The sequence below is a fragment of the Bacteroides uniformis genome (assembly GCF_025147485.1).
In the GTDB taxonomy this organism is placed as follows: domain Bacteria; phylum Bacteroidota; class Bacteroidia; order Bacteroidales; family Bacteroidaceae; genus Bacteroides; species Bacteroides uniformis.
Map to the genome: position 1 here is coordinate 3,489,885 of NZ_CP102263.1, position 23,381 is coordinate 3,513,265.

Annotated in this window: 22 protein-coding genes; 12 read left to right on the plus strand and 10 right to left on the minus strand. The window is 49.5% G+C overall.

Annotated elements, in window-relative coordinates:
- Nucleotides 1-152 precede the first annotated feature (152 nt).
- The 10 genes from atpD (at nt 153) to NQ510_RS13990 (ending at nt 10,072) form a co-directional block, all read left to right on the plus strand.
- Complete coding sequence (gene atpD / locus NQ510_RS13945) at nt 153-1,688, plus strand: F0F1 ATP synthase subunit beta (RefSeq protein ID WP_005829130.1); 1,536 nt, start codon at nt 153-155, stop codon at nt 1,686-1,688.
- A 19-nt stretch (nt 1,689-1,707) separates the two neighbouring features.
- Nucleotides 1,708-1,956, plus strand: a complete 249-nt coding sequence (atpC, locus tag NQ510_RS13950) for an ATP synthase F1 subunit epsilon (protein WP_034523421.1) — start codon at nt 1,708-1,710, stop codon at nt 1,954-1,956.
- Between the two features lie 41 nt (nt 1,957-1,997).
- Nucleotides 1,998-2,417, plus strand: a complete 420-nt coding sequence (locus tag NQ510_RS13955) for a hypothetical protein (RefSeq protein ID WP_005829126.1) — start codon at nt 1,998-2,000, stop codon at nt 2,415-2,417.
- Nucleotides 2,401-3,471 carry a F0F1 ATP synthase subunit A gene (atpB, locus tag NQ510_RS13960; RefSeq protein WP_005829124.1) on the plus strand — a complete coding sequence of 357 codons (1,071 nt, stop codon included), beginning with the start codon at nt 2,401-2,403 and terminating at the stop codon, nt 3,469-3,471. Before NQ510_RS13955 ends, atpB begins: the two co-directional genes overlap by 17 nt.
- A 56-nt stretch (nt 3,472-3,527) precedes the next feature.
- On the plus strand, nt 3,528-3,785 hold the full coding sequence (gene atpE / locus NQ510_RS13965; RefSeq protein ID WP_005829122.1) for an ATP synthase F0 subunit C: 258 nt from the start codon (nt 3,528-3,530) through the stop codon (nt 3,783-3,785).
- Between the two features lie 95 nt (nt 3,786-3,880).
- The gene (gene atpF, locus NQ510_RS13970; RefSeq protein ID WP_005829120.1) at nt 3,881-4,387 is read left to right on the plus strand and encodes a F0F1 ATP synthase subunit B; all 507 of its coding nucleotides are present in this window, start codon (nt 3,881-3,883) and stop codon (nt 4,385-4,387) included.
- An 11-nt stretch (nt 4,388-4,398) separates the two neighbouring features.
- Nucleotides 4,399-4,959 carry a F0F1 ATP synthase subunit delta gene (locus tag NQ510_RS13975; RefSeq protein WP_005829118.1) on the plus strand — a complete coding sequence of 187 codons (561 nt, stop codon included), beginning with the start codon at nt 4,399-4,401 and terminating at the stop codon, nt 4,957-4,959.
- 133 nt (nt 4,960-5,092) lie between these two features.
- Nucleotides 5,093-6,676, plus strand: coding sequence for a F0F1 ATP synthase subunit alpha (gene atpA / locus NQ510_RS13980; protein WP_085929908.1), 1,584 nt, complete (start codon nt 5,093-5,095; stop codon nt 6,674-6,676).
- A 121-nt stretch (nt 6,677-6,797) separates the two neighbouring features.
- Entirely contained in the window at nt 6,798-7,688 is an 891-nt protein-coding gene (locus NQ510_RS13985; protein WP_005829113.1) for a F0F1 ATP synthase subunit gamma, read from the plus strand.
- A 167-nt stretch (nt 7,689-7,855) separates the two neighbouring features.
- A complete protein-coding gene (locus NQ510_RS13990; RefSeq protein WP_074668656.1) occupies nt 7,856-10,072 on the plus strand; it encodes an AAA family ATPase in 2,217 nt (738 codons plus the stop codon).
- 31 nt (nt 10,073-10,103) lie between these two features.
- Here the strand turns inward: NQ510_RS13990 and NQ510_RS13995 are convergent, their stop codons facing one another.
- The 5 genes from NQ510_RS13995 to NQ510_RS14015 all read right to left on the minus strand — a co-directional run bounded on the left by NQ510_RS13995 (nt 10,104) and on the right by NQ510_RS14015 (nt 14,924).
- The gene (locus tag NQ510_RS13995) at nt 10,104-11,006 is read right to left on the minus strand and encodes an SDR family oxidoreductase (RefSeq protein ID WP_005829109.1); all 903 of its coding nucleotides are present in this window, start codon (nt 11,004-11,006) and stop codon (nt 10,104-10,106) included.
- Nucleotides 11,007-11,031: 25 nt separating this feature from the next.
- Nucleotides 11,032-11,628, minus strand: a complete 597-nt coding sequence (locus NQ510_RS14000; protein WP_005829107.1) for a hypothetical protein — start codon at nt 11,626-11,628, stop codon at nt 11,032-11,034.
- A 100-nt stretch (nt 11,629-11,728) separates the two neighbouring features.
- Entirely contained in the window at nt 11,729-12,535 is an 807-nt protein-coding gene (locus tag NQ510_RS14005) for a hypothetical protein (protein WP_057098116.1), read from the minus strand.
- 21 nt (nt 12,536-12,556) lie between these two features.
- Nucleotides 12,557-13,279 (minus strand): response regulator transcription factor, encoded by a 723-nt coding sequence (locus NQ510_RS14010; RefSeq protein ID WP_005829101.1) that lies wholly within the window; start codon nt 13,277-13,279, stop codon nt 12,557-12,559.
- 73 nt (nt 13,280-13,352) lie between these two features.
- A complete protein-coding gene (locus tag NQ510_RS14015) occupies nt 13,353-14,924 on the minus strand; it encodes a sensor histidine kinase (protein ID WP_005829099.1) in 1,572 nt (523 codons plus the stop codon).
- 201 nt (nt 14,925-15,125) lie between these two features.
- On the opposite strand from NQ510_RS14015, the gene NQ510_RS14020 reads away from it, so the two are divergent.
- Entirely contained in the window at nt 15,126-17,279 is a 2,154-nt protein-coding gene (locus NQ510_RS14020) for an outer membrane beta-barrel family protein (RefSeq protein WP_034525802.1), read from the plus strand.
- A gap of 115 nt (nt 17,280-17,394) precedes the next feature.
- Nucleotides 17,395-19,065: a formate--tetrahydrofolate ligase gene (locus NQ510_RS14025; RefSeq protein WP_005829089.1), complete on the plus strand. Its 1,671-nt coding sequence runs from the start codon at nt 17,395-17,397 to the stop codon at nt 19,063-19,065.
- Nucleotides 19,066-19,183: 118 nt separating this feature from the next.
- On the opposite strand, the gene glyA is transcribed toward NQ510_RS14025, so the two are convergent.
- The 5 genes from glyA to pyrB all read right to left on the minus strand — a co-directional run bounded on the left by glyA (nt 19,184) and on the right by pyrB (nt 23,362).
- Nucleotides 19,184-20,464: a serine hydroxymethyltransferase gene (gene glyA / locus NQ510_RS14030; protein ID WP_005829088.1), complete on the minus strand. Its 1,281-nt coding sequence runs from the start codon at nt 20,462-20,464 to the stop codon at nt 19,184-19,186.
- Nucleotides 20,465-20,566: 102 nt separating this feature from the next.
- Complete coding sequence (locus NQ510_RS14035; protein WP_005829086.1) at nt 20,567-21,337, minus strand: porin family protein; 771 nt, start codon at nt 21,335-21,337, stop codon at nt 20,567-20,569.
- 23 nt (nt 21,338-21,360) lie between these two features.
- Complete coding sequence (locus tag NQ510_RS14040) at nt 21,361-21,927, minus strand: flavin reductase family protein (protein WP_005829084.1); 567 nt, start codon at nt 21,925-21,927, stop codon at nt 21,361-21,363.
- On the minus strand, nt 21,924-22,388 hold the full coding sequence (pyrI, locus tag NQ510_RS14045; protein ID WP_005829083.1) for an aspartate carbamoyltransferase regulatory subunit: 465 nt from the start codon (nt 22,386-22,388) through the stop codon (nt 21,924-21,926). Before pyrI ends, NQ510_RS14040 begins: the two co-directional genes overlap by 4 nt.
- Nucleotides 22,389-22,414: 26 nt before the next feature.
- Nucleotides 22,415-23,362 (minus strand): aspartate carbamoyltransferase, encoded by a 948-nt coding sequence (gene pyrB, locus NQ510_RS14050; RefSeq protein ID WP_005829081.1) that lies wholly within the window; start codon nt 23,360-23,362, stop codon nt 22,415-22,417.
- Nucleotides 23,363-23,381 lie beyond the last annotated feature (19 nt).

A 23,381-nucleotide genomic window follows, 5' to 3' on the forward strand; every position in this document is an offset into this window, starting at 1 on the left:
GATGAACAAACCATAGCTGACAAACGTTAATAGGTACGAGTACATAGCTGATGAAAGACGCGACTTGGCTGACTTGTTAATGAGGATACACGCGACTTACAACTTAGTATTGGGAAAAATAATTAAGGAAATATAGAATAAAAAGATTGCTTATGTCACAGATTGTCGGACATATCTCACAGGTAATCGGGCCTGTAGTAGACGTCTATTTCGAAGGAACGGAGGCAGAAATGATGTTGCCGAGTATTCACGACGCACTGGAAATAAAAAGGTCGAACGGCAAAAGACTGATTGTAGAGGTACAGCAGCACATTGGTGAAAACACGGTGCGTACTGTTGCTATGGACAGTACGGACGGCCTGCAGAGAGGAATGACAGTGCATCCGCTGGGAGGCCCCATCACCATGCCGATAGGTACACAAATCAAAGGCCGCCTGATGAACGTAGTGGGCGACTCTATCGACGGCATGAAGGAGTTGGACCGTACCGGTGCTTATCCCATCCATCGCGACCCCCCTAAGTTTGAAGATTTGACTACCGTACAAGAGGTGCTTTATACAGGCATCAAGGTTATCGACTTGCTGGAACCATATAGCAAGGGCGGTAAAATCGGTCTGTTTGGTGGCGCCGGTGTAGGCAAGACGGTGCTTATCCAAGAGCTCATTAATAATATTGCGAAGAAGCAGCACGGCTTCTCTGTGTTTGCCGGTGTAGGAGAACGTACACGTGAAGGCAACGACCTGCTGAGAGAAATGATTGAATCCGGCGTTATCCGTTACGGAGAAGAATTCAAGAAAGGTATGGAGGAAGGCCATTGGGATTTGTCCAAAGTAGATTATGACGAAGTGGCCAAATCACAAGTGTCTTTGATATTCGGTCAGATGAACGAACCTCCCGGTGCGCGTCAGTCCGTGGCATTGTCTGGGTTGACGGTGGCCGAGTCCTTCCGTGACATGGGAGCGGAGACGGACGGTCCGCGTGACATTCTGTTCTTCATTGATAATATCTTCCGTTTCACCCAAGCCGGTTCCGAGGTTTCGGCCTTGCTGGGCCGTATGCCTTCTGCCGTAGGCTATCAGCCGACACTGGCAACGGAAATGGGTGCCATGCAGGAGCGTATTACCTCTACAAGAAACGGCTCCATCACTTCCGTGCAGGCTGTATATGTGCCTGCCGATGACTTGACGGACCCGGCACCTGCCACAACGTTTACCCACCTCGATGCCACCACGGTGTTGAGTCGTAAGATTACTGAACTTGGTATTTATCCTGCTGTGGACCCGTTGGAATCTACTTCACGCATTCTCGACCCACACATTGTGGGGGTAGAACACTACGAAGTGGCACAACGTGTAAAACAAATATTGCAGCGCAACAAGGAATTGCAAGACATTATCTCCATCCTTGGTATGGAGGAACTCTCTGATGCCGACCGTACGTTGGTGAACCGTGCACGTCGTGTGCAGCGTTTCCTTTCACAGCCGTTTGCCGTTGCCGAGCAGTTTACGGGTGTCCCAGGTACAATGGTTTCCATTGAGGACACTATCAAAGGCTTCAAGATGATTCTTGACGGGGAGGTGGACTACCTGCCCGAACCTGCTTTCTTGAATGTGGGAACCATTGAAGAAGCCATTGAGAAGGGTAAGAAACTACTGGAGCAGGCAGGGGGAAAAACGATTAAAAATTAAAAGTCTGGGAGCTTTGATGATGAAAAAGTTGCATTTGAATATTGTTTCACCGGAGAAGGAACTCTTCAACGGGGAAGTGGAAAGTGTTACATTGCCGGGCACTATGGGCTCTTTTTCTATCCTGCCGCAGCATGCACCGATTGTATCATCGTTGGGAACGGGGAAATTGATTTACGCAACGGACGGTGAGGAACATGAGTTGGATATTCAAAGCGGATTCGTGGAGATGAGTAACGGAAGGGTTGCCGTCTGTATAGAACAGCAATAGGCTATTAAAAAATTAAAAATTAAAAAATAGAGGTTGTTGGCGTGACTATTACTAAGAGAAACTACTTATTGCATACAGCGCTCTTGACGGTATTGATAGGAATTGTAGGCGGTTGGGCGTATTTTTCGATAAATCCGCATCACTATTTCGGCGGTTATCCGCTGATTCCGCTTTTCTTCTTTGTTTTCGGAGTATTCATGATTAATATGACCGAAAGCTGCCGTCACCGGATGCCAGGACGAATGTTGCAGATTTATCTGCTGATGCGTGTGATGAGAATGCTGGTCTCCATGATTGTGATGCTGGTTTATTGCGTTGCAGTACGTGAGGAAGCCAGGGCGTTTTTGTTGACGTTTATAGCCAACTATCTGATATATTTGATTTATGATTCCTGGTTCTTCTTCACTTTTGAGGCGAATCGGAAACTGAAAAAGAAAAGTAACAATGAAAAGATTGCGTAACATACTGACTGTAATTCTGCTGGCACTGGGCATGTTGCTACCCGCCACGGTGCGGGCCGAGAATACGGTGGACGTGAAGGAGATTGTCTTCGGGCATATCGGCGATTCTTACGAATGGCACATCACGACGTGGGGTGAAACTCACGTTACGATTCCCTTGCCGGTAATAGTGCATAGCTCTACCACCGGATGGCATACCTTTTTATCCTCACGTCTGGAGGAGAACGGTGGAAGTTATGAAGGCTTTTCCATCGCTCCCGCAGGAAGCAAGTACGAAGGCAAGCTGGTGGAGTATGATGCCACCGGAAACGAAATACGCCCGTTGGACATCTCCATCACGAAGGTGACACTGGCTTTGCTCATCAACAGCGCATTGCTGCTTCTCATCATTTTGAGTGTGGCGCACTGGTATCGCAAGCACCCGCAGGGAAGTGCCGCTCCCGGTGGTTTCATCGGGTTTATGGAGATGTTTATCATGATGGTGAACGATGATATTATAAAGAGCTGTGTCGGTCCGAAGTACCGTAAATTCGCACCTTACTTGCTGACGGCCTTCTTCTTTATTTTCATCAACAACATTATGGGGCTGATTCCTTTCTTTCCCGGAGGGGCCAACGTGACGGGAAATATAGCCATTACGATGGTATTGGCCATCTGTACTTTCTTGGCCGTGAATATCTTTGGAACCAAGACTTATTGGAAAGATATCTTTTGGCCGGATGTGCCCTGGTGGCTGAAGGTACCGATCCCCATGATGCCGTTTATCGAGTTCTTCGGTATTTTCACCAAACCGTTTGCTTTGATGATACGTCTTTTTGCCAATATGCTGGCAGGGCACATGGCAATGCTGGTGCTTACCTGCCTAATATTCATCTCGGCCAGTATGGGACCTGCTTTGAACGGAACGCTGACCGTGGCATCGGTGTTGTTCAATATCTTTATGAATGCACTTGAGTTGTTGGTTGCCTTTATCCAGGCATATGTGTTCACCATGCTGTCAGCCGTGTTCATCGGTCTGGCGCAGGAAGAGCATAAGGAGAAGGCGGTGAAGTGATACGATTATTGGGAATATAAATATTAATAAAAATAACCATTTAAAAACTGAAAGTTATGTTACTATCTGTATTATTGCAAGCTGCTGCGGCAGGTGTGGGAGTTAGTAAACTGGGTGCAGCCATTGGTGCTGGTTTGGCTGTTATTGGTGCTGGTGTAGGTATTGGTAAAATCGGCGGTTCTGCTATGGAGGCCATTGCCCGCCAGCCGGAAGCATCCGGAGATATCCGTATGAACATGATTATTGCCGCTGCCTTGATTGAAGGTGTTGCTTTGTTGGCAGTAGTTGTGTGTTTATTGGTATTCTTTTTATAATGTACAATCTACCATTTACCATTTACAATTTGTCCGTGCAGCATCACCGCGCAGCCAAATTGTAAATCGTAAATTGTCAAATAGTAAATAAAATTATGTCATTGTTATTACCCGATAGTGGTCTGCTGTTCTGGATGCTCCTTTCATTCGGTGTGGTGTTTGTGGTGCTTGCCAAGTACGGTTTTCCCGTTATCACCAAGATGGTGGAAGGTCGCAAGACCTACATCGACCAGTCTTTGGAAGTGGCACGCGAAGCAAATGCCCAGCTCTCCAAACTGAAAGAGGAGAGTGAAGCGTTGATTGCTGCTGCCAACAAAGAACAAGGACGTATTCTGCGGGAGGCGATGCATGAGCGTGACAAGATTATCGTCGAAGCACGCAAGCAGGCGGAAGCCGCCGCGCAGAAGGAGCTGGACGAAGTTAAAAAGCAGATACAGCAAGAGAAGGAAGAGGCCATCCGTGATATTCGCCGGCAGGTGGCAGTCTTGTCCGTAGATATAGCCGAGAAAATCATCCGCAAGAATCTGGACGAGAAACATGAGCAGATGGAGATGATAGACCGGATGCTGGATGAAGTGCTGGCAGCAAGTAGAAACAATTAATTCTCAAAGAAATGGATATAGGAATCGTTTCGATGCGTTATGCGAAAGCATTGATGGAATATGCCAAGAGCATGGGGGCAGAAGATACTCTGTACAAGGAGTTTTGTATGCTCGACCGTAGCTTCAGGAAACATCCCGATTTGCGCATGGCATTGGAAAACCCCATCCTGACGATACGTGAGAAGTTAACACTTATCTGTACCGCTGCTGTGGGGGATGCTCCTGCGGGCCGTGAGTTTGCGCGTTTCATGACTCTGGTGTTGAAGAACCGGCGGGAAAACTTTCTCCAGTACATCTGCCTGAGTTTTCTGGATTTGTACCGGAAAGACAAGCATATCGGTGTAGGAAAGCTGATAACAGCCGTTCCCGTCAGCCAGGAAGTGCGGGAGCGCATCCATGACAGTGCTTCCTCCCTGCTGCATGCCAGCATGGAGCTGCAGACTGAAGTGGATCCCTCCATTGAAGGTGGTTTTATCTTCGACATCAACGACTTCCGTCTGGATGCCAGTATTGCTACGCAGCTTAAGAAAGTGAAACAGCAGTTCATTGATAAGAATAGAAGAATCGTGTGATTTACGATTTGACAATTTACAATTTACTTATTTAATAGTCTTGTGATGCGTAAGTTGTAGAGGTCAAACAGTATATGATTCGGGTTCTTTCAAATAGTAAATAGTAAATTGTAAAATAGTAAATACTAAGATGTTGTCTGAAAATATAAAAGTAAGCGAAGTCTCCGATATTCTCCGCAAGCAACTGGAAGGGATTGACACCCGCGTACAGTTGGACGAGATTGGCACGGTACTGCAAGTCAGTGACGGTGTAGCCCGTATCTATGGGTTGCGCAATGCCGAAGCCAACGAGTTGTTGGAGTTCGACAACGGCATCAAGGCCATTGTGATGAACCTCGAAGAGGATAATGTGGGTGCTGTGTTGCTTGGCCCTACGGATAAAATCAAGGAAGGCTTCATTGTAAAGCGTACCAAGCGTATTGCTTCCATCATGGTGGGAGAGGGTATGCTGGGCCGTGTAATAGACCCTCTGGGTGCGCCGCTCGATGGCAAAGGACTGATAGGCGGAGAACTTTATGAAATGCCGCTGGAACGCAAGGCGCCGGGAGTTATCTTCCGTCAGCCGGTGAATCAGCCGCTACAGACCGGTCTGAAGGCTGTGGATGCCATGATACCTATCGGCCGTGGACAGCGTGAGCTGATTATCGGTGACCGACAGACCGGTAAGACGGCCATTGCCATCGATACCATCATCAACCAGCGTGCCAATTTTGATGCTGGCGATCCGGTATATTGCATTTATGTAGCCATTGGCCAGAAAGGTTCTACCGTAGCTTCTATTGTGAATACCCTGCACCAGTACGGTGCGATGGACTATACCATTGTGGTGGCTGCTACGGCGGGAGACCCGGCTGCATTGCAGTATTACGCTCCCTTTGCAGGGGCTGCCATCGGAGAGTATTTCCGTGATACCGGCCGTCATGCGCTGGTGGTCTATGACGACTTGTCCAAGCAGGCGGTGGCCTATCGTGAAGTGTCTCTGATTCTGCGCCGTCCGTCAGGACGTGAGGCCTATCCGGGTGATATCTTCTATCTGCACTCCCGTTTGTTGGAACGTGCGGCGAAGATTATCAGCCAGGAGGAAGTGGCACGCGAGATGAACGACCTGCCGGACAGTCTGAAAGGCAAGGTGAAAGGTGGCGGTTCGCTGACTGCATTGCCCATTATCGAAACTCAGGCAGGAGACGTGTCCGCCTATATCCCAACGAATGTGATTTCAATCACTGACGGGCAGATATTCCTTGATACGAACCTCTTCAACCAGGGTAACCGTCCGGCCATTGACGTGGGTATCTCTGTGAGCCGTGTGGGTGGTAATGCCCAAGTCAAGGCTATGAAGAAGGTGGCAGGTACATTAAAGATTGACCAGGCACAGTACCGGGAGCTGGAAGCGTTTACCAAGTTCAGTGGCGATATGGACCCCGTGACGGCATTGACCATCGACAAGGGACAGAAGAATACACGCCTGCTGGTACAGCCCCAATACAGCCCGATGCCGGTAGAAAAGCAGATTGCCATTCTTTATTGCGGCACGCACGGCTTGTTGAGGAATGTTCCTTTGGACAAGGTCAGCGAGTTTGAACGCAACTTCCTTGAGTCTCTTGAGATGAACTATCGCATGGAGGTACTCGACGTTTTAAAGACGGGTGCCATCAATGACGATGTCTGCAAGAAGATTGAGGAGACGGCAGAGGCGGTTGCAAGGCAATTCATGTGATTTACGATTGGACGATTTACGATTTACGATTGGAGTTACTCTATATGGTAAGTTGTAAATCGGACGCAGGCAGAAGTTACCTCAATCGTAAATCGTAAATAATTAAATCGTAAATAGATATATGTCTTCACTGAAAGAGGTAAAAAATAGAATAAGCTCCGTCAAGAGTACACGCCAGATAACATCGGCTATGAAGATGGTGGCATCTGCCAAACTGCATAAGGCGCAGGGGCGGATTGGGAATATGCTGCCTTATCAACGGAAGCTGAATGAGATTCTGACGAACTTTCTGCGTACGGATGCTTCTTTCGAGTCGCCCTATACCGAGAAAAGACCCGTGACAAGGGTAGCGGTCGTGGCGTTTTCGTCCAATAGTTCCTTGTGCGGTGCATTCAACTCGAATGTGGCGAAGATGCTGGAACGGACTTTGGAAGATTACCAGTCGCTGGGCAAGGAGAATATTCTGATATATCCCGTTGGGAGAAAGGTGGAGGAAGCCGTCAAGAAAATGGGATATGTGCCGCAAGGCAGCTACCAGGTGATGGCAGACAAGCCTTCGTACGTTGAAGCGTATGAGCTGGCAGAGAAGTTGATGCATGAGTTTGTGGAAAAGCAGATTGACCATGTGGAGCTGATTTACCATCACTTCAAATCGATGGGTTCGCAGGTGCTGCTCCGCGAGAATTATCTGCCCATTGACCTGACGCAAGTAGCGCAGGAGGCGGCAGAAGATGTACCGGAGGATGCCCGCAGTTTTAATAATGATTACATTGTGGAACCTTCCGTCGGCGAACTGATAGCGGAACTTCTGCCAAAAGTGTTGAGTCAGAAGATATTTACCGTGCTTCTCGATTCCAATACTTCGGAACATGCTGCCCGTATGCTAGCCATGCAGACGGCGACAGATAATGCCAACGAGTTGATTCAAGATTTGACGAAACAGTATAACAAGAGCCGTCAGCAGGCCATTACGAATGAGCTGCTCGATATTATCGGCGGTAGCTTGAAATAGTCCGGATTGCCCCGTAAAGGGCTTTCTCAGGATGGGTACAAATAAATGGAATAATAGGACAAGGATAACGAAATAACCGCTATCTTTGTCCTATTATCATATATGGCTACTGATGAAATCCGTATCATTCTGAGAGAGAGCGGATTGGTTGAATAATAAACATATCAATGGAGAATAATCCCGAAATAGCGCTTGCATGGCAATTCATTGAAAACACAGGCACTCATCTTTTTTTGACCGGCAAGGCAGGTACCGGTAAGACAACTTTCCTGCGAAAACTGAGGGCGGAGAGTCCGAAACGGATGATTGTACTTGCACCGACGGGAATTGCCGCTATCAATGCAGGCGGTGTCACCATCCACTCCTTTTTCCAAGTACCTTTCGCTCCTTATGTGCCCGAAAGCTCATTCAGCGCAGATGGCAAGGCAACCTACCGTTTTCGTTACGGGAAAGAGAAAATCAACATTATACGCAGCATAGATTTATTGGTCATCGATGAAATCAGTATGGTCCGTGCCGACTTGCTCGATTCGGTGGATGCCGTCTTGAGGCGGTTCCGCGACCGGAACAAACCCTTTGGCGGCGTGCAACTGCTGATGATTGGCGACTTACAGCAGCTGTCTCCCGTAGTGAAAGACGATGAGTGGCAGATGCTGTGCAAATACTATGACACGCCTTATTTCTTCTCCAGCCAGGCCTTGAAGCAGACGGAATATTGCACCATAGAACTAAAGAAAGTCTATCGGCAGAACGATGGGACTTTTCTTGAATTACTGAACCGCATTCGCGAAAACCGTTGTGACGGGCAAGTGCTGGAAGCCTTGAACCGCCGGTATATTCCCAATTTCGTACCAGATAAAGAAGAAGGATACATCCGCCTGGTGACCCACAATTATCAGGCCCAACGGATTAATGACCATGAGCTGGAACAACTTCCGGGACGCTCGTATGCCTTTCGTGCCAAGATTGACGGAAAGTTTCCCGAATATTCCTATCCCACGGATGAAGTACTGGAACTGAAACGCGGTGCCCAGGTAATGTTTGTGAAGAACGACATCTCCGGTGAGCACCGTTACTACAATGGCATGATTGGAGAGGTGACAGCCGTGTCGGCAGATGGAATTGAAGTGCGCAGTAAGGGAAGCGACGCTACCTTCTTACTTCAAGAGGAAGAGTGGACGAATGCCAAATACGTGCTTGATGAGGAAACCAAGGAGATTACAGAAGATATTGAAGGAACATTCCGGCAATATCCGCTGAAGCTGGCGTGGGCGATTACCATTCACAAAAGCCAGGGACTGACGTTTGAACGTGCCGTGATTGATGCCAGTGCCTCCTTTGCGCATGGGCAGACCTATGTGGCTCTGAGCCGCTGCAAGACATTGGAGGGAGTGGTGCTCAGTGCCCCGCTTTCTGCAAAGGCCGTTATCAGTGACCATGCAGTAGATACCTTCACGATGGAGGCACGGAGAAACGAGCCGGACGAGAAACGCTTCCGTTCCTTGCAGCAGACCTATTTCCTGGAACTGCTGTCGGGCTTGTTCGATTTCCAGCCCATGGAGCAGGCTTTGCGGCGGTATGTGCGGCTGATAGACGAACACTTGTACAAGCTCTTTCCCAAGCAACTCGCAGTCTGTAAGGAGGAAATGGAACGTTTTCACGACAAAGTGACGAAAGTAGCCCAGAAGTTCAGTATCCAGTATACCCGCCTGATTGATACTGCGCAGGACTATGCAGCCGACCCGACTTTGCAGGGGCGCATACACTCTGCCGCCACTTATTTTCAAGAGCAGTTGCAACCGCTGGATGCGGTGATGGCGAGTACGGTAACTTCTGATAATAAAGAGTTGAAGAAGAAGCTCCGGGATGCCATGGAGGAACTGGAGGAAGTGTTTGACATGAAGACTGATTTGCTGGATTATGTGCTGGAGAATGGTTTCCATATGGCAGGATACTTGAAGCAGAAAGCACTGCTTTCCATTGATGATTCGGCTTCGCAGAAGGGTAAAGGCAAAGGGAGAAGTGCTTCTGCCAAAGAAGGGCAGGGAAGCAGTAAGCAGGCTGATAAAGAGAAACGTCCGCGTGAGCGGAAACGCGATGCTGCGGCTGTTGAAGTACCCACGGATGTGCTGCATCCGGAACTTTACAACCGCTTGGTAGCATGGCGCAATGCAGAAGCTTCCGCATTAGGGCTGCCCGTATACACCGTCATTCAGCAGAAGGCAATTCTAGGCATCAGCAATCTGCTTCCTTCGGATAAGGCCATGCTTGTACGCATTCCGTATTTCGGAAAAAAAGGGGTGGAGAAATATGGAGATGTGATTCTGGAGATGGTACGTGTGTATCGCAAACAGAAAGGACTGGCAGAGCCGGAGTTGCTGTAGTCGAATCTGCTGCCATCCGCACCTGCATTATTTACCATCCGAACATCTGCTTTATTCCTTCTTCCAGCGTGCGCGGCTGATACCCCAGTTCCCGGCTTGCCTTTTCTATACTCAGCCCGCTGAAACGGGGACGTGGCGTCTTTTCATTCATCTCCTTCGTAGTGACGGGACGGATGAGCGAGCGATTCAGCCCCAATACGTCCGCTACCCGATAAGCGATGTCTGCAATGGTCAGGCACTCGCTGCCACAGAGATGATAGATACCGTTTTGCGGATGACTTATCAGCTTCTCCACTCCTTGCGACACGTCTCCCACGAAGGTGGGCGTACGCCATTGGTCGGATACGACGAACACTTCCTCATTGCTCCTTAATCTGTTTGCCACCAGTTGGAGCACATTGCCATGCTGTCTGGGCAGGGCGGCACCGTACACCACCACTACACGCACGATGGCATAATCCCTGCAAACGGCAGCGATACGTTTCTCACCTTCCAGTTTGGTGTAGCCGTAATAATTAACGGGAGCGGGAATATCCTCCTCCGTATAGGGTCGGTCCGTATCACCACCGAAAACGAAGTCGGTGGAAAGATGGATAAAACGGCTGCCTCCCGCCTCACAGCATTCTGCCAGATGCTCCACGGCAGTAATGTTGACGGCATCCGCTTCTGCATGGTGCGTTTCGCAATAATCGGGGACGGAGAGGGCGGAGGTATTGATTACAACATCCGGCTGTACTTCCTGGAAAAGCTTTTCCACCGCCTGGCGGTTGCATATATCCGTGCGGATAAAGCGATAGTTGCCCGAATGGGGACAAATGTCGTCGTGCAGGGAACAGCCCGTTGTCTGGTAAGACAAGTTGCGGGACAAATCATCCAGGATGCGTCTGCCGGTAAAACCGTTGGCGCCTATCACCAGTATTTTCTTTCTTGTCATTGATTCTGTTGTTAAGTGATGGGCATCAATAGGGCACGTGTCTGCCCTGCTGTACCTCGATGCGTATGCCAAAGGCTCCGTTGGCTGATTTCAGCTCGAACGCCCCTTTGAAATTGTTCTTTTCCCAAGGCAGTGCGGAAGGGTTGGGCACTTTCCAGCCGTCCTTGTCATATTCGCCGTACGTATGGATGCGCATGCCGTTCTTCAAAGTGAAACTTCCCATTTGCAGGTTGTCGGTAGAGCCCCAGAAGCCCGTCAGTCCGAAGGGGTTTGAACTGAAATACCGGGAGTTGCTGAGTGAGAATATGTTCGAAAGGCCTTGTGAATAAGTCACGTTCGGGTTCAACTGGAAGATGCGGCTATAGTCTTTGCTGGCATCCGGTATCTCCAAAGTGAATTTGGGAAGAGTGGGGGTGGACAGATTCATCAGCCCCATATCCAGCAGGAAGCCGTCGTAATTCTTCACGCCCGGCAGAAGCTCCTTTTCAGACGGAGACATGCCTTCGGGAGACGCTTCGCCACGTACTGCAGTACGTACCGTATCGGCAGGCATCTCGCTCTGTGCGCTGACGGATGACATGCCTGCAAGTAAAATGATGATGCAGAAGAAGATTCGTTTCATAGTTCTTTGTTCACAATTTCAGTTGCTGTCTGCCGCATAGGGGCAGACTGAACAAAGATACTCGTTTCCCTCTATTTCCGGAAATATCTTTGTATTATTTCTATTTCTTTATACGAATGGTAGGGGCGAAAATGGGCGAATTTACCCATTTCATTTTGGTGGGGTCGTATCTTCGTTCCATCCCTCCGTTGAGGTCGAGCCAGTCCGTCACTTTCAGTTCCAGTACCATGCCATAACCGCTTTGCGGATACATCGGGTTCATATATCCATGAAAGGAGTTGCTTCTCCCGTAGCCCGAATACTGGCCGAAGGCATGCAGGCGCATGTAGGGATTGATGCGGTAGGATACGGAGGCATTGTAGCCTATGTCCCATTGAGTACCTCGGGGGGCATCCCTTTTGGCATACTGGGCACCGGTAATGGATGAAGGTTGGGAGATGGAATAATGGGCGGCATATACCCCTCCGCTCAATTCCCAATGTCCGTCGGGACTGTAATAAGTAACTCCTGCGCCAGCCTGCATGATGGAGCCCATTGCAGGATAGGTGTTATGGCTGCCGTACATCGTCAGTACGACTTCCGGCGAGAGCAGGAAATCGGCGAAACGCTGGAAGTCCCATTCAAAGATGTTTTTCTGAAAGTGTATCTTCTTCATGTCCGTCCAGGGCAGGGGCTCCACATAGTCGGAGGGAGGGAGATGGAGATTTATCTCTTCCTGCTGTTCGCCCTGCAGACTTTGTTGGGGCTGGCTTTCATCAAGGCCCGTACGCTTGTTCTCTTTTGGAGAAAAGGGAATCTGCTCTTTCTTTACGGGAGGCCGGTTCTTTATTGTGTCTTCCGGAATCTCGCTCTGTGCATAGGCGCAGAGTGAGGAACAGATAAAAGTAATGAATAATAACTTTCTCATAAATAGTAGTTTAGTTTTAGTTTAGTTCACTATTAGTTTATATCCTATTCCCCGCACATTGACGATACGGATGCGCTCGTCTCCGGCCAGTTTATGCCGCAGTTTGGTGATGAACACATGCAGGCTGCGGGAGTTGAAGAAGCTGTCGTCTCCCCAGAGGTCGAGCAATACGTTCTGGGTGTTGACCACCTGGTTGCGGTTCTCGCAAAGGCGTTTCAGTATCTCGGACTCGCGGTGGGAGAGTTCCACTTCCGTATCCGCGTTAGGTGAAGTCGGGGTGCTGCCTGCAAAAGCAAGTCGTTGAGTGACGGAATTGAAACGGTAGTCACCGATTTCAAAAACGGTGGTTTCCTTGGGCTTTTCCTCTGTAAAGGAGAAAGCTTTGCCTACCAGGGCCTTTATGCGGATAATGAGTTCCTGCATTCCGAAAGGCTTTTTCAGGTAGTCGTTGGCACCCAGCTCAAACCCTTCCACCACATCGTTGATGGCGGAACGGGCGGTAAGGAACAGTACCGGGGTCTGTTTGTCGGTCTGCCGGATGCGGCGCACCATCTCAAAGCCGTCCATGCGGGGCATCATCACGTCTGCCACCAGCACGTCGGGACGGAGGTCGAAGAACTTGCGCAATCCCTCTTCACCGTCTGCTGCGGTGTGGATGATGAAGTTCTGCCCTTCCAATGTGTCCTTGATAATCATGGCGAGGGTCTGTTCGTCCTCAACCAGAAGTACGGTTATCTTTTCCATAATTGTCGCTTTTGTTACAAGTAATGTAAAGCTCCTTAACAAGTAATGTAAAGTACCCTAACAAATAATGTTATCATATCCTTATCGTAAAGGTACTTCCTTTTCCCAACTCACTCTTTACCGATACGCTGCCACCATGCTTCTCTATCATGGTCTTCACATAGAACAATCCCAGCCCATAGCCTTTCACATCGTGCAGATTACCCGTGGGTACGCGGTAGAATTTGTCGAAGATGTGCTTCTGCTTCTCGGGAGCAATACCGATACCGTGGTCGCTGACAGAGATTTCGGTCTGTTCATTCTGCCCTTCGACGGCCATCTTGCGGCAATGGATGGTCACTTCGGCTTCTCCGTGCGAATATTTGATGGCGTTGTCTATCAGGTTGCTGATGATGTTGCTGAAATGCGTACGGTCGGCAAGTACGCTCAAATCTTCCGGTTCGATGTCCACCGATATGTGGACGGAGCTTTCCGCTTTCAGCTTGTGTTGTTCGATGAGCGTTTCCAGAATATCACGTATTGCAAACTCCTCCGGGTGCAGGCGGAAAGTCCTGCGGCGTTCCATACTCATGGAAAGTATCTGTTCAACCAGTCCACTGAGGCGCTGAAGCTGTTCCTGGCAGATACGCAGGTATTTGTCGCGCTGGGCCTTTTCCTCCGCTTGGTTGAAGTTGAGCAGAGCGTCGTTGGCGGCATATGCTACGGCGATGGGGGTTTTCAGTTCGTGGGTGATGTTGTTGGTGAAATCGCTCTTCATCTCTTCCAGTGTCTTCTGTTTCAGGATGGTGCGTATCAGGAACCAGAAGGAGAAAGCGAGTACGATCAGAATAACGAATGATGTGGTGAGAATGCCCGACATCTGTCGCAAGACCAACGTGCCGGCCGGTTCCATGATGAGACGGTAGCTTTGATTTGTATTGATGTCGAAAGAATAATTATATTCCACGGCTTTTGAGGTAGGCACATAGCCGGGGGTACCGATGTTTACCAATGTATCTATATAGAGAATGGTAGAGTCCCATTTGCTGCCTTTGTGAAGATGTAGCAGCCTATGGGGAAGATTGATGTTACGGTCATGCAGGAATGAAGTCAGCAGGCTGTCATAAAGCAGTACGTCGGGGTCGGAAATGATGTCCAGTCCCGAATGCAGTCCGCGCTGGAAGTAGGTGGCGAGTTCCAGCATACTGTTTTGGTCGCGCAAAATCACATCCAGTCCCCCTTTGGCACTCAATGCGGATTGGGGAGAGCTGTCTGAGTCCCTGACACTGACTTCCACGCGGGTTGAATCGTTCGGGTGGGTCACGTAAACACTGTCTCCTTTGGGCATGAAGGTTTCGTGCAGGGTGGTGTTGTCCAAAGAATCTTCACGGGAGATGGTGGTACTGCTACGGACAAATGATTTTCCGTCATCGCTGTATCCGGCTGATACGCTGACTTCACCGTGGTTTATGTCGCCCTGCTTCATTTTATCCACGCGTATCATCATTTCGTTATAGTCGCTCATGCGCATGGCTTCGGTGATGTCCCTTTCCATTTCACTGTGCATGGTATGGTAGAGCCCCGTCAGCCAGTAGGCTTGGTAGGCGAAGATGCCGGCCAGGGAGACGATGACAAGTATGGCAATATATTTGAATGGCAGTTTCATGTTTGTTTCCGGTTACTTTTATACATACAAAGGTAAGATTAATATTGTGAACCCTATCATCCGATAAGACTAAATAACACTCCCGATAACACTGGATAACACTTGGTAAGCCGCTGATAACACAAGTTTCTGCTGATTCTGCCGTACTTTGCAGACGAAGATTTGCAGAAGAAGAATATAAACATAAATAAAAAGAAGAACATGAAACGATTCTATTTACTTCCTATTGTATGCTGTGCTTTGAGCATCAGTCTTTCGGCACAAGAGAACAACGGCACTGCAACCACCTCCGGTGCGGACGACAACCGCATCCTCAGCGCCGACAGCCTTATTACGACCGATGCCCGTCTGGACAGCCTTTATCAGACCTTGCCGGAAGTGATGATTACCGGTGAACGCCCCATCGTAAAGGCAGCGCAAGGCAAGCTGGTGTACGACCTGCCCCGCCTTATCCGGAACCTCCCCGTAGATAATGCCTACGATGCCGTGAAAGAGCTTCCCGGCGTCATCGAGATGAATGGAGGGCTGCAGTTGGCAGGTCAGGGAGTCACCGTTATCCTGGACGGCAAAGTAACCACCCTCAGCACAGAGCAGCTCTATTCCTTGCTGCGCAGCATCCCTGCCAGCCGCATAGAGAAGGCGGAAGTGATGTACAACGCCCCTGCACGCTACCAGGTGCGTGGCGCACTTATCAATATCACCCTGAAACAATCGGCAGGCGGCCCCGGCTCCTGGCAAGGCGAACTCTATGCCAAGTATCGCCAGAAGCATAACGAAGGCTTTGAGGAACGCGCCAGCCTGCTCTTCAGCAAAAATAAATTCTCAGCAGATTTTCTTTACTCGCACAGCCATGGCCAGGGCTACTCTACTACCGACAAAGAGGCTGTGCACACTCTGGCAGACGGCTCGGTTCACCCCATGACAACAGATGAGGTGGGCCGTGGCCGTAGCCATACCCATAGCTTCCGGGTAGGGGCGGACTATAATATCGCCAAGAACCATCAGCTGAGTTTCGTCTATAACGGTGGCTATTCCACCTCCCACAACTGGAAGGGCGTGACGGGCACGCAGGTGTCCACAACTCATGGCAATAGCACCGACTGGCTGCACAACGGCCGTCTGGACTATCGTACCCCTTTTGGCCTCAAAGCCGGTGCCGAACTGACCTACTACCGTTCCCCGTCCGACCAGTTGCTGCATAGCCGCATGCAGGACGAGGAACTTGACTTCTACACCGAAGATTGCCAACGCATCAACCGATGGAAATTCTTTCTGGCCCAGGAGCACAGTCTGGGAAAAGGTTGGGACTTGAATTACGGAGCCATCTATACTACCAGCATCGACAACAGCTACCAATATTATTATGACCCCGAAACCGGCGGACAACTGACCTCATCGGATGCCTTGAGCAATATGAAGTCCCGCCGCCGCGAGCAGACCTGGAATATCTATGCAGGTTTCAGCAAAAGTTTCGGCGACAAACTTGCTTTGGACGCTTCTTTGGCTGTGGAGCATTACAAGACTCCCGTCTGGAACCAGTGGGACTGGTATCCCATCGTCAACTTGAACTATATGCCGGCACCGGGACATATCCTTCAGCTCTCTCTGAGCAGCGACAAGGACTATCCCGACTACTGGGCGGTGCAGGATGCCGTCTCTTACATCGGCGGCGGATACTCTGAGCTGCATGGTAATCCGTTGCTGAAACCGGCACAAGAGTATGAGCTGAAAATGACCTATATTTTGAAAAGCAAATACATCTTCAGCGCTTGGTTCAACCATACCAAGGACTACTCCGTACAGACACTCTACCAATCCTCCGAACGTCTGGTTGAAATCTACAAGACACTCAATTTTGATTATCAGCAACAAGCAGGAATACAAGCCTCTATCCCGTTTAAGGTGAAGGATTGGTTGAATTCTCGCCTTACCCTCATCGGCTTGTGGCATCGCGAAAAGGATGGTGATTTCTGGGATATTCCTTTCGACAGAAAGCAATGCTATGGCATTGCCCAGATGAACAATACTTTTACTCTCTCCACCAAACCCGACTTGAAGCTGACGGTGACCGGATTTGTGCATAGTAAAGCCATTCAGGGCATCTACGACCTGCCTACGTCGGGCAATGTGAATATTGCCCTGCGCTACGGCTTCGCCAAGAACAAAGCCATTCTCAACCTCTATTGCAACGATATTTTTGAGACGGGACAGATTTCTCCCCGCATCCGTTTCAAGACGCAGAATGTGACGAATCATTACTCATGCTTCCGCGAATTCGGCGTATCGTTTACTTATAAATTCGGTGGATATAAGGAGAAGCAACGGGAGGCGGTGGATACGTCGCGGTTCAAATAGATAGAAGATGCAGGTGGTCAGGTGAAAATACGGTATTCTTTTGTACTTTGCCACATCTTTCGTACTTTTGCAACTTTCAAAACATTAAAGTTGTTATTTAAAGAAAAGACTCTGTATGAAATCGGACATTGAAATAGCCCGCAGCATAGAGCTGAAGAAGATAAAGCAGGTGGCTGAAAGTGTGGATATCCCGCGTGACGAAGTAGAGAACTATGGCCGTTACATAGCCAAGATTCCTACGCATCTGATTGATGAAGAGAAAGTGAAGAAGAGCAATCTGATACTGGTGACGGCTATCACGGCTACGAAAGCGGGTATCGGTAAAACAACCGTGTCCATCGGGCTGGCATTGGGGCTGAACAAGATTGGCAAGAAAGCGATTGTGGCTTTACGCGAACCCTCGTTAGGTCCTTGCTTCGGCATGAAAGGCGGTGCTGCCGGTGGAGGATATGCCCAGGTGCTGCCCATGGAGAAGATAAACCTGCACTTTACGGGCGACTTTCACGCCATTACCTCCGCACACAACATGATTTCCGCTTTGCTCGACAATTACTTGTACCAGCATCAGGCGGATGGCTTCGGACTGAAAGAAATCATCTGGCGGCGCGTACTTGATGTGAATGACCGTTCCTTGCGGAGCATTGTCACCGGATTGGGACCGAGCACCAACGGCATTACCGAGGAGTCGGGCTTCGATATTACCCCGGCTTCCGAAATTATGGCTATTCTCTGTCTGGCAACAGACCTCGACGACCTCCGTCGCCGTATTGAAAATATTATTCTGGGATTCCGTTTCGATGGTACTCCTTTCACAGTGAAGGAGTTAGGAGTAGCCGGTGCCATTACCGTACTGTTGAAAGATGCTATCAACCCCAACTTGGTACAGACTACCGAAGGCTCTGCTGCTTTTGTTCATGGAGGACCGTTCGCAAATATTGCCCATGGTTGCAACTCCATTCTTGCCACAAAAATGGCCATGACATTTGGCGATTATGTAGTGACGGAAGCCGGTTTCGGGGCTGACCTGGGTGCGGAGAAGTTCTACAACATCAAGTGCCGCAAGAGCGGCCTACAGCCCAAGCTGACGATAATCGTTGCTACCGCACAAGGACTGAAGATGCATGGCGGTGTCAGTCTGGACCGCATCAAGGAACCCAATATGGAAGGACTGAAAGAGGGCTTCGGCAATCTGGACAAGCATGTACGCAATTTGCGTTCATTCGGCCAGCAGGTCATCGTGGCATTCAACCGTTTTGCCAGTGATACGGACGAGGAGGTGGAAGCTATCCGCCGCCATTGCGAAGAAAAGCTTGAGGTAGGTTTTGCCGTGAACAACGCCTTTGCCAAAGGAGGAGAGGGAGCCGTTGACCTTGCCAATCTGGTAGTAGATACTATCGAGAACAAACCATCCGAACCGCTGACCTTCACCTACGAAGAGAGCGATTGCGTGGAACGTAAAATAGAAAAGGTAGCCTGCAACCTCTACGGGGCAAGCGTAGTGACTTACAGTCTCCACTCCCGCAAAGTTATCAAACTGATAGAGCAGATGGGTATCAGCCATTACCCCGTCTGTATTGCCAAGACGCAGTACTCCTTCTCTGCCGACCCGAAGATATACGGTGCAGTCAACAACTTTGAGTTCCACATCAAGGATATTGTGGTCAATAACGGTGCGGAAATGATTGTAGCCATCGCCGGTGAAATTCTCCGTATGCCGGGATTACCCAAGAAACCACAAGCCGAACACATTGATATTGTGGACGGAAATATAGAAGGGCTGAGCTAAACGCGCGGAGCGCGTTTAGAATTAAAAATTAAGAATTAAAAATTAAAGGCTGCGCAATGTTCGCTTTGAACTGCGCAGCCTTTAATTTTTAATTCTTAATTTTAATTCTGTTTGCTTATTAATAAGCAAACAGCGGGTATTCTTTCATCTTCGCATTGACGCGTGCACGTACCTCTGCGATGACTTGTTCGTTGTCTACGTTGGACAGAACGGTTTCAATCATCTCGGCAATTTCGAGCATCAGGTCTTCCTTGGCACCACGGGTTGTGATGGCAGGAGTACCCAGACGGATACCGGAAGTCTGGAAAGCCGAGCGGCTGTCAAACGGAACCATGTTCTTGTTTACGGTGATGTCGGCAGATACCAACGCCTTCTCGGCAACCTTACCGGTCAAATCGGGATATTTGCTGCGCAGGTCTACCAGCATGGAGTGGTTGTCCGTACCGCCGGAAACGATGGTGAAGCCACGGTCTATCAAGGCTTGTGCCAGGACAGCGGCGTTTTTCTTCACCTGCTTGGCATATTCTTTCCATTCCGGTTGCAGGATTTCGCCGAAGGCAACGGCTTTTGCTGCGATGACATGTTCCAGCGGACCACCTTGGATACCGGGGAATACGGCTGAATCCAGCAACTGGGACATCATCTTGATTTCTCCCTTCGGAGTTTTCTTGCCCCAGGGGTTGGGGAAGTCCTTACCCATCATGATAACGCCACCGCGAGGACCACGCAGAGTCTTGTGGGTAGTGGAGGTCACGATGTGGGCATATTTCACGGGGTTATCCAGTTCACCGGCTGCAATCAGTCCGGCAGGATGAGCCATGTCAATCATTAGGATGGCACCTATCTTGTCCGCGATTTCGCGCATGCGCTTGTAGTCCCATTCGCGGGAATAAGCAGAACCGCCGCCGATAATCATTTTGGGTTTCTCGCGCAGGGCAACTTCTTCCATCTGGTCATAGTCCACACGTCCGGTTTCCTGGTTCAGATTGTATTCGCAGGGAGTATAGATAATACCGGAAGTGTTGACCAGTGAACCATGGGAGAGGTGACCGCCGTGTGCAAGGTTCAGTCCCATGAATTTGTCGCCCGGATTGAGCACGGCGAGGAATACGGCTGCATTGGCTTGTGCACCGGAGTGCGGCTGTACGTTGGCCCATTCTGCGCCGAAGATCTGTTTCAAGCGGTCGATGGCAATCTGCTCACTCTGGTCCACTACCTCACAACCACCATAGTAACGCTTGCCGGGGTATCCTTCAGCATACTTGTTGGTGAGGCAGGAGCCCATTGCCTGCATAACCTGGTCACTTACAAAGTTCTCTGATGCAATCAGTTCAATGCCTTTGAGCTGACGTTGGTGTTCTTTTTCGATAAGTTCGAAAATTAAATCATCTCTTTTCATTCTGCTTATTAGATAAGTTTGATAAATCTGTGTTCTCTTATTAAGCGCACAAATTTACGGGAAATAAATGAATAAATTGAAAGAAAAGGAAGAAATTTACTGTCAAAAGAACACTCCGAAAGAAAAACTCAGCACATTGTCCCTGCGGTGAAAACGGATTTCGTTTTTCGTGTTTTCGTCAGCAGCGTTGTTGTCGGCCGGAATATCGTATGTCACGCTCTTGGAGATGTTGTGCAGCCCCATGTCGTAACGGAAGTCGAAAAAGACGCGTGAGATGGTGACGGATACGCCGACGGTGAAACTGAGATTGAGCGGACGCAGCCTTTCACGGATATTCACCTGGTCGAAATTCTCGAAGTCGATGTCACTTTTCCTGTCCCATATATAGCGCACTTTGGGTCCTCCAAAGACGGCAAGGCTGTACGGCCCCTCCTTGATGAAGTTGTATCCGTAGATGACGGGGATGTCTATACTGTGGATGGACGATGTAATGGAGGCTTCCTCCGGCCGGGCTCCTGATGCGGCGTCTTCGGGCAGAGGTTTCTCGAAGGTGATGTTGCACCGGTTGATGTTGTAGGATATTTCCGGTTGCAGGAAGTGGCGGTCGAAGTTTATCCGCATGAAAAGGGAACCGAAATATCCTATTTTGTAATTGTTCTGCACTTCGTCAATGGGCACTCCGTTGACGCTGAACTGGGATACAAGGAACAAGGAAGAGGTGAAACCGCCTTTGAAACCGAAATTGACCGGAGTTTCCTTGTGGTGTCCGGAATGCTCTTCGTCGGCAGTACCGGGCACAACCGGAGTCTGTCCCCACATCATGGCGGGGAAGGCCAACAGATATAAGCCCATCAAGATTCGTCGCAACTCCATCTCTTAAAACCTTTATCGCATTATTACTTCTTTTTCTCTACTGACCATCCGAATTTGCCTATCTTTTCTCCCAGCTCATAATATCCACCGTGCACATAGACCAAGGGATTCGTTTCCGCCAGTTCCAGTTTGCCGGTTTCAGGGTTCAGATTACGGGTATCGGCACGTACATTTACCACATCCGCTATAAACATGTCGTGCGAACCGAGAGCCATAATCTCCTTTACCCGGCATTCTATGCAAAGCGGTGATTCCTCGATAAGAGGCGCGCTGACTACGGTGCTTTTCCCCGGTGTCAGATGCATTTCCTCGAATTTGTTGTAGTCCTTTCCGGAGCGTACGCCACACCAGTCCGTGGCACGGGCCATGTCTTTCGTGGTGAGATTGATGACGAATTCCATATTCCGCTTGATGATGTCGTAGGAGTGGCGTTCGGGGCGTACGGAGATGTAGCACATGGGCGGGTTCGTACAAATCGTCCCCGTCCATGCGATAGTCAGAATGTTATATTCCTCCGGAGTGCTTCCGCAGCTCACCAATACGGCGGGCAGCGGATAAATCATTGTTCCGGGTTTCCAGTCTTCTTTCATATAATCTCAATATCTTCTCTGGTCTGCTCCTTTTCGCAGTAGTGGCATTTGATGACGCAATTGTCCTTATCCACGACATGAAACAACGTAGGCATAGGCTCATTGTTCGTGATGCACTTCGGGTTGGCGCATTTCACGATTCCGCGCAGCTCTTCGGGCAGGCGGACTTCGCGTTTCTCCACCACTTCGTAGTCGCGGATAATGTTCAGTTTTACATTGGGAGCCACCACGGCGATACGGTTTATCTCTTCGTCGCAGAAGAACTTGTCGGCAATCTTGATGATGCCTTTCGTGCCCAGCTTCTTGCTCTTGAGGTTGAAGCCGATGGTGATATTGTTGCTCATGTGTTCCAGTCCGAGCAGGGAGACTACGGTAAACAGTCTCTCGGAGGGTATATGGTCTATTACAGTGCCGTTTTCCAGAGCAGCAACCTGCAATTCCTGTTTCTTTTCGCTTAACATCTTGAAATATTAGTTATTAGACGATTCTACTGAATTACTCCTTTACTCTTTTTCACCTCATCCAGCGTGATGCCCAGTACATCGCACAGAATAGCTTCACGGGCATACAGTCCGTTTTGTGCCTGCTGGAAATAGTATGCCTTGGGATTGTCGTCCACATCATAGGCTATTTCGTTGACACGGGGCAGCGGATGCAGGATGCGCAGGTTGGGACGGGTATGTTCCAGCATCTTGTTGCGCAGGATGTAGACATTCTTCACCCGCTCGTACTCCATAAGGTCGGTGAAGCGCTCGCGCTGCACACGGGTCATGTAGAGGATGTCGGCATCAGCAATGATTTCTTCCGTAAAGTCCGTATGTTCCACGTACTTGATGTTGTGCTCGCGGCAGTAAATTTTGTATTCTTCGGGCATCCGCAACTCGTCGGGAGCGATGAAGTGGAAAGTGGGGTTGAAGTGGCGCATGGCCATCAGCAGGGAGTGGACGGTACGGCCATACTTCAAGTCGCCGACCAGAAAAATGTTCAGGTTCTCCAGTGTGCCTTGTGTCTTGTAGATGGAGTAGAGATCGAGCATGGTTTGTGAGGGATGCTGGTTGGCACCGTCTCCGGCATTCACAATGGGCACGGTGGTGACTTCACTGGCATAGCGTGCGGCCCCTTCGAGGTGGTGGCGCATCACGATGATGTCGGCATAGTTGCTCACCATCTTGATGGTGTCTTTCAGCGTCTCGCCCTTGGATGAGCTGGTGGCCTTGGGGTCGCTGAACCCGATGACACGTGCTCCAAGCCGGTTGGCGGCAGTCTCGAAACTGAGGCGTGTACGGGTGGAAGGCTCGAAAAATAAGGTGGCAACTACTTTCCCGTCCAATATATGCCGATTGGGATGGGCTTCAAACTCTTTCGCCATCTCGAGCATATAGAGGATTTTTTCCCGGCTATGCTCGGCAATGGTGACTAAACTTCTGTTTTCCATATCGTTGAATTCATTTATA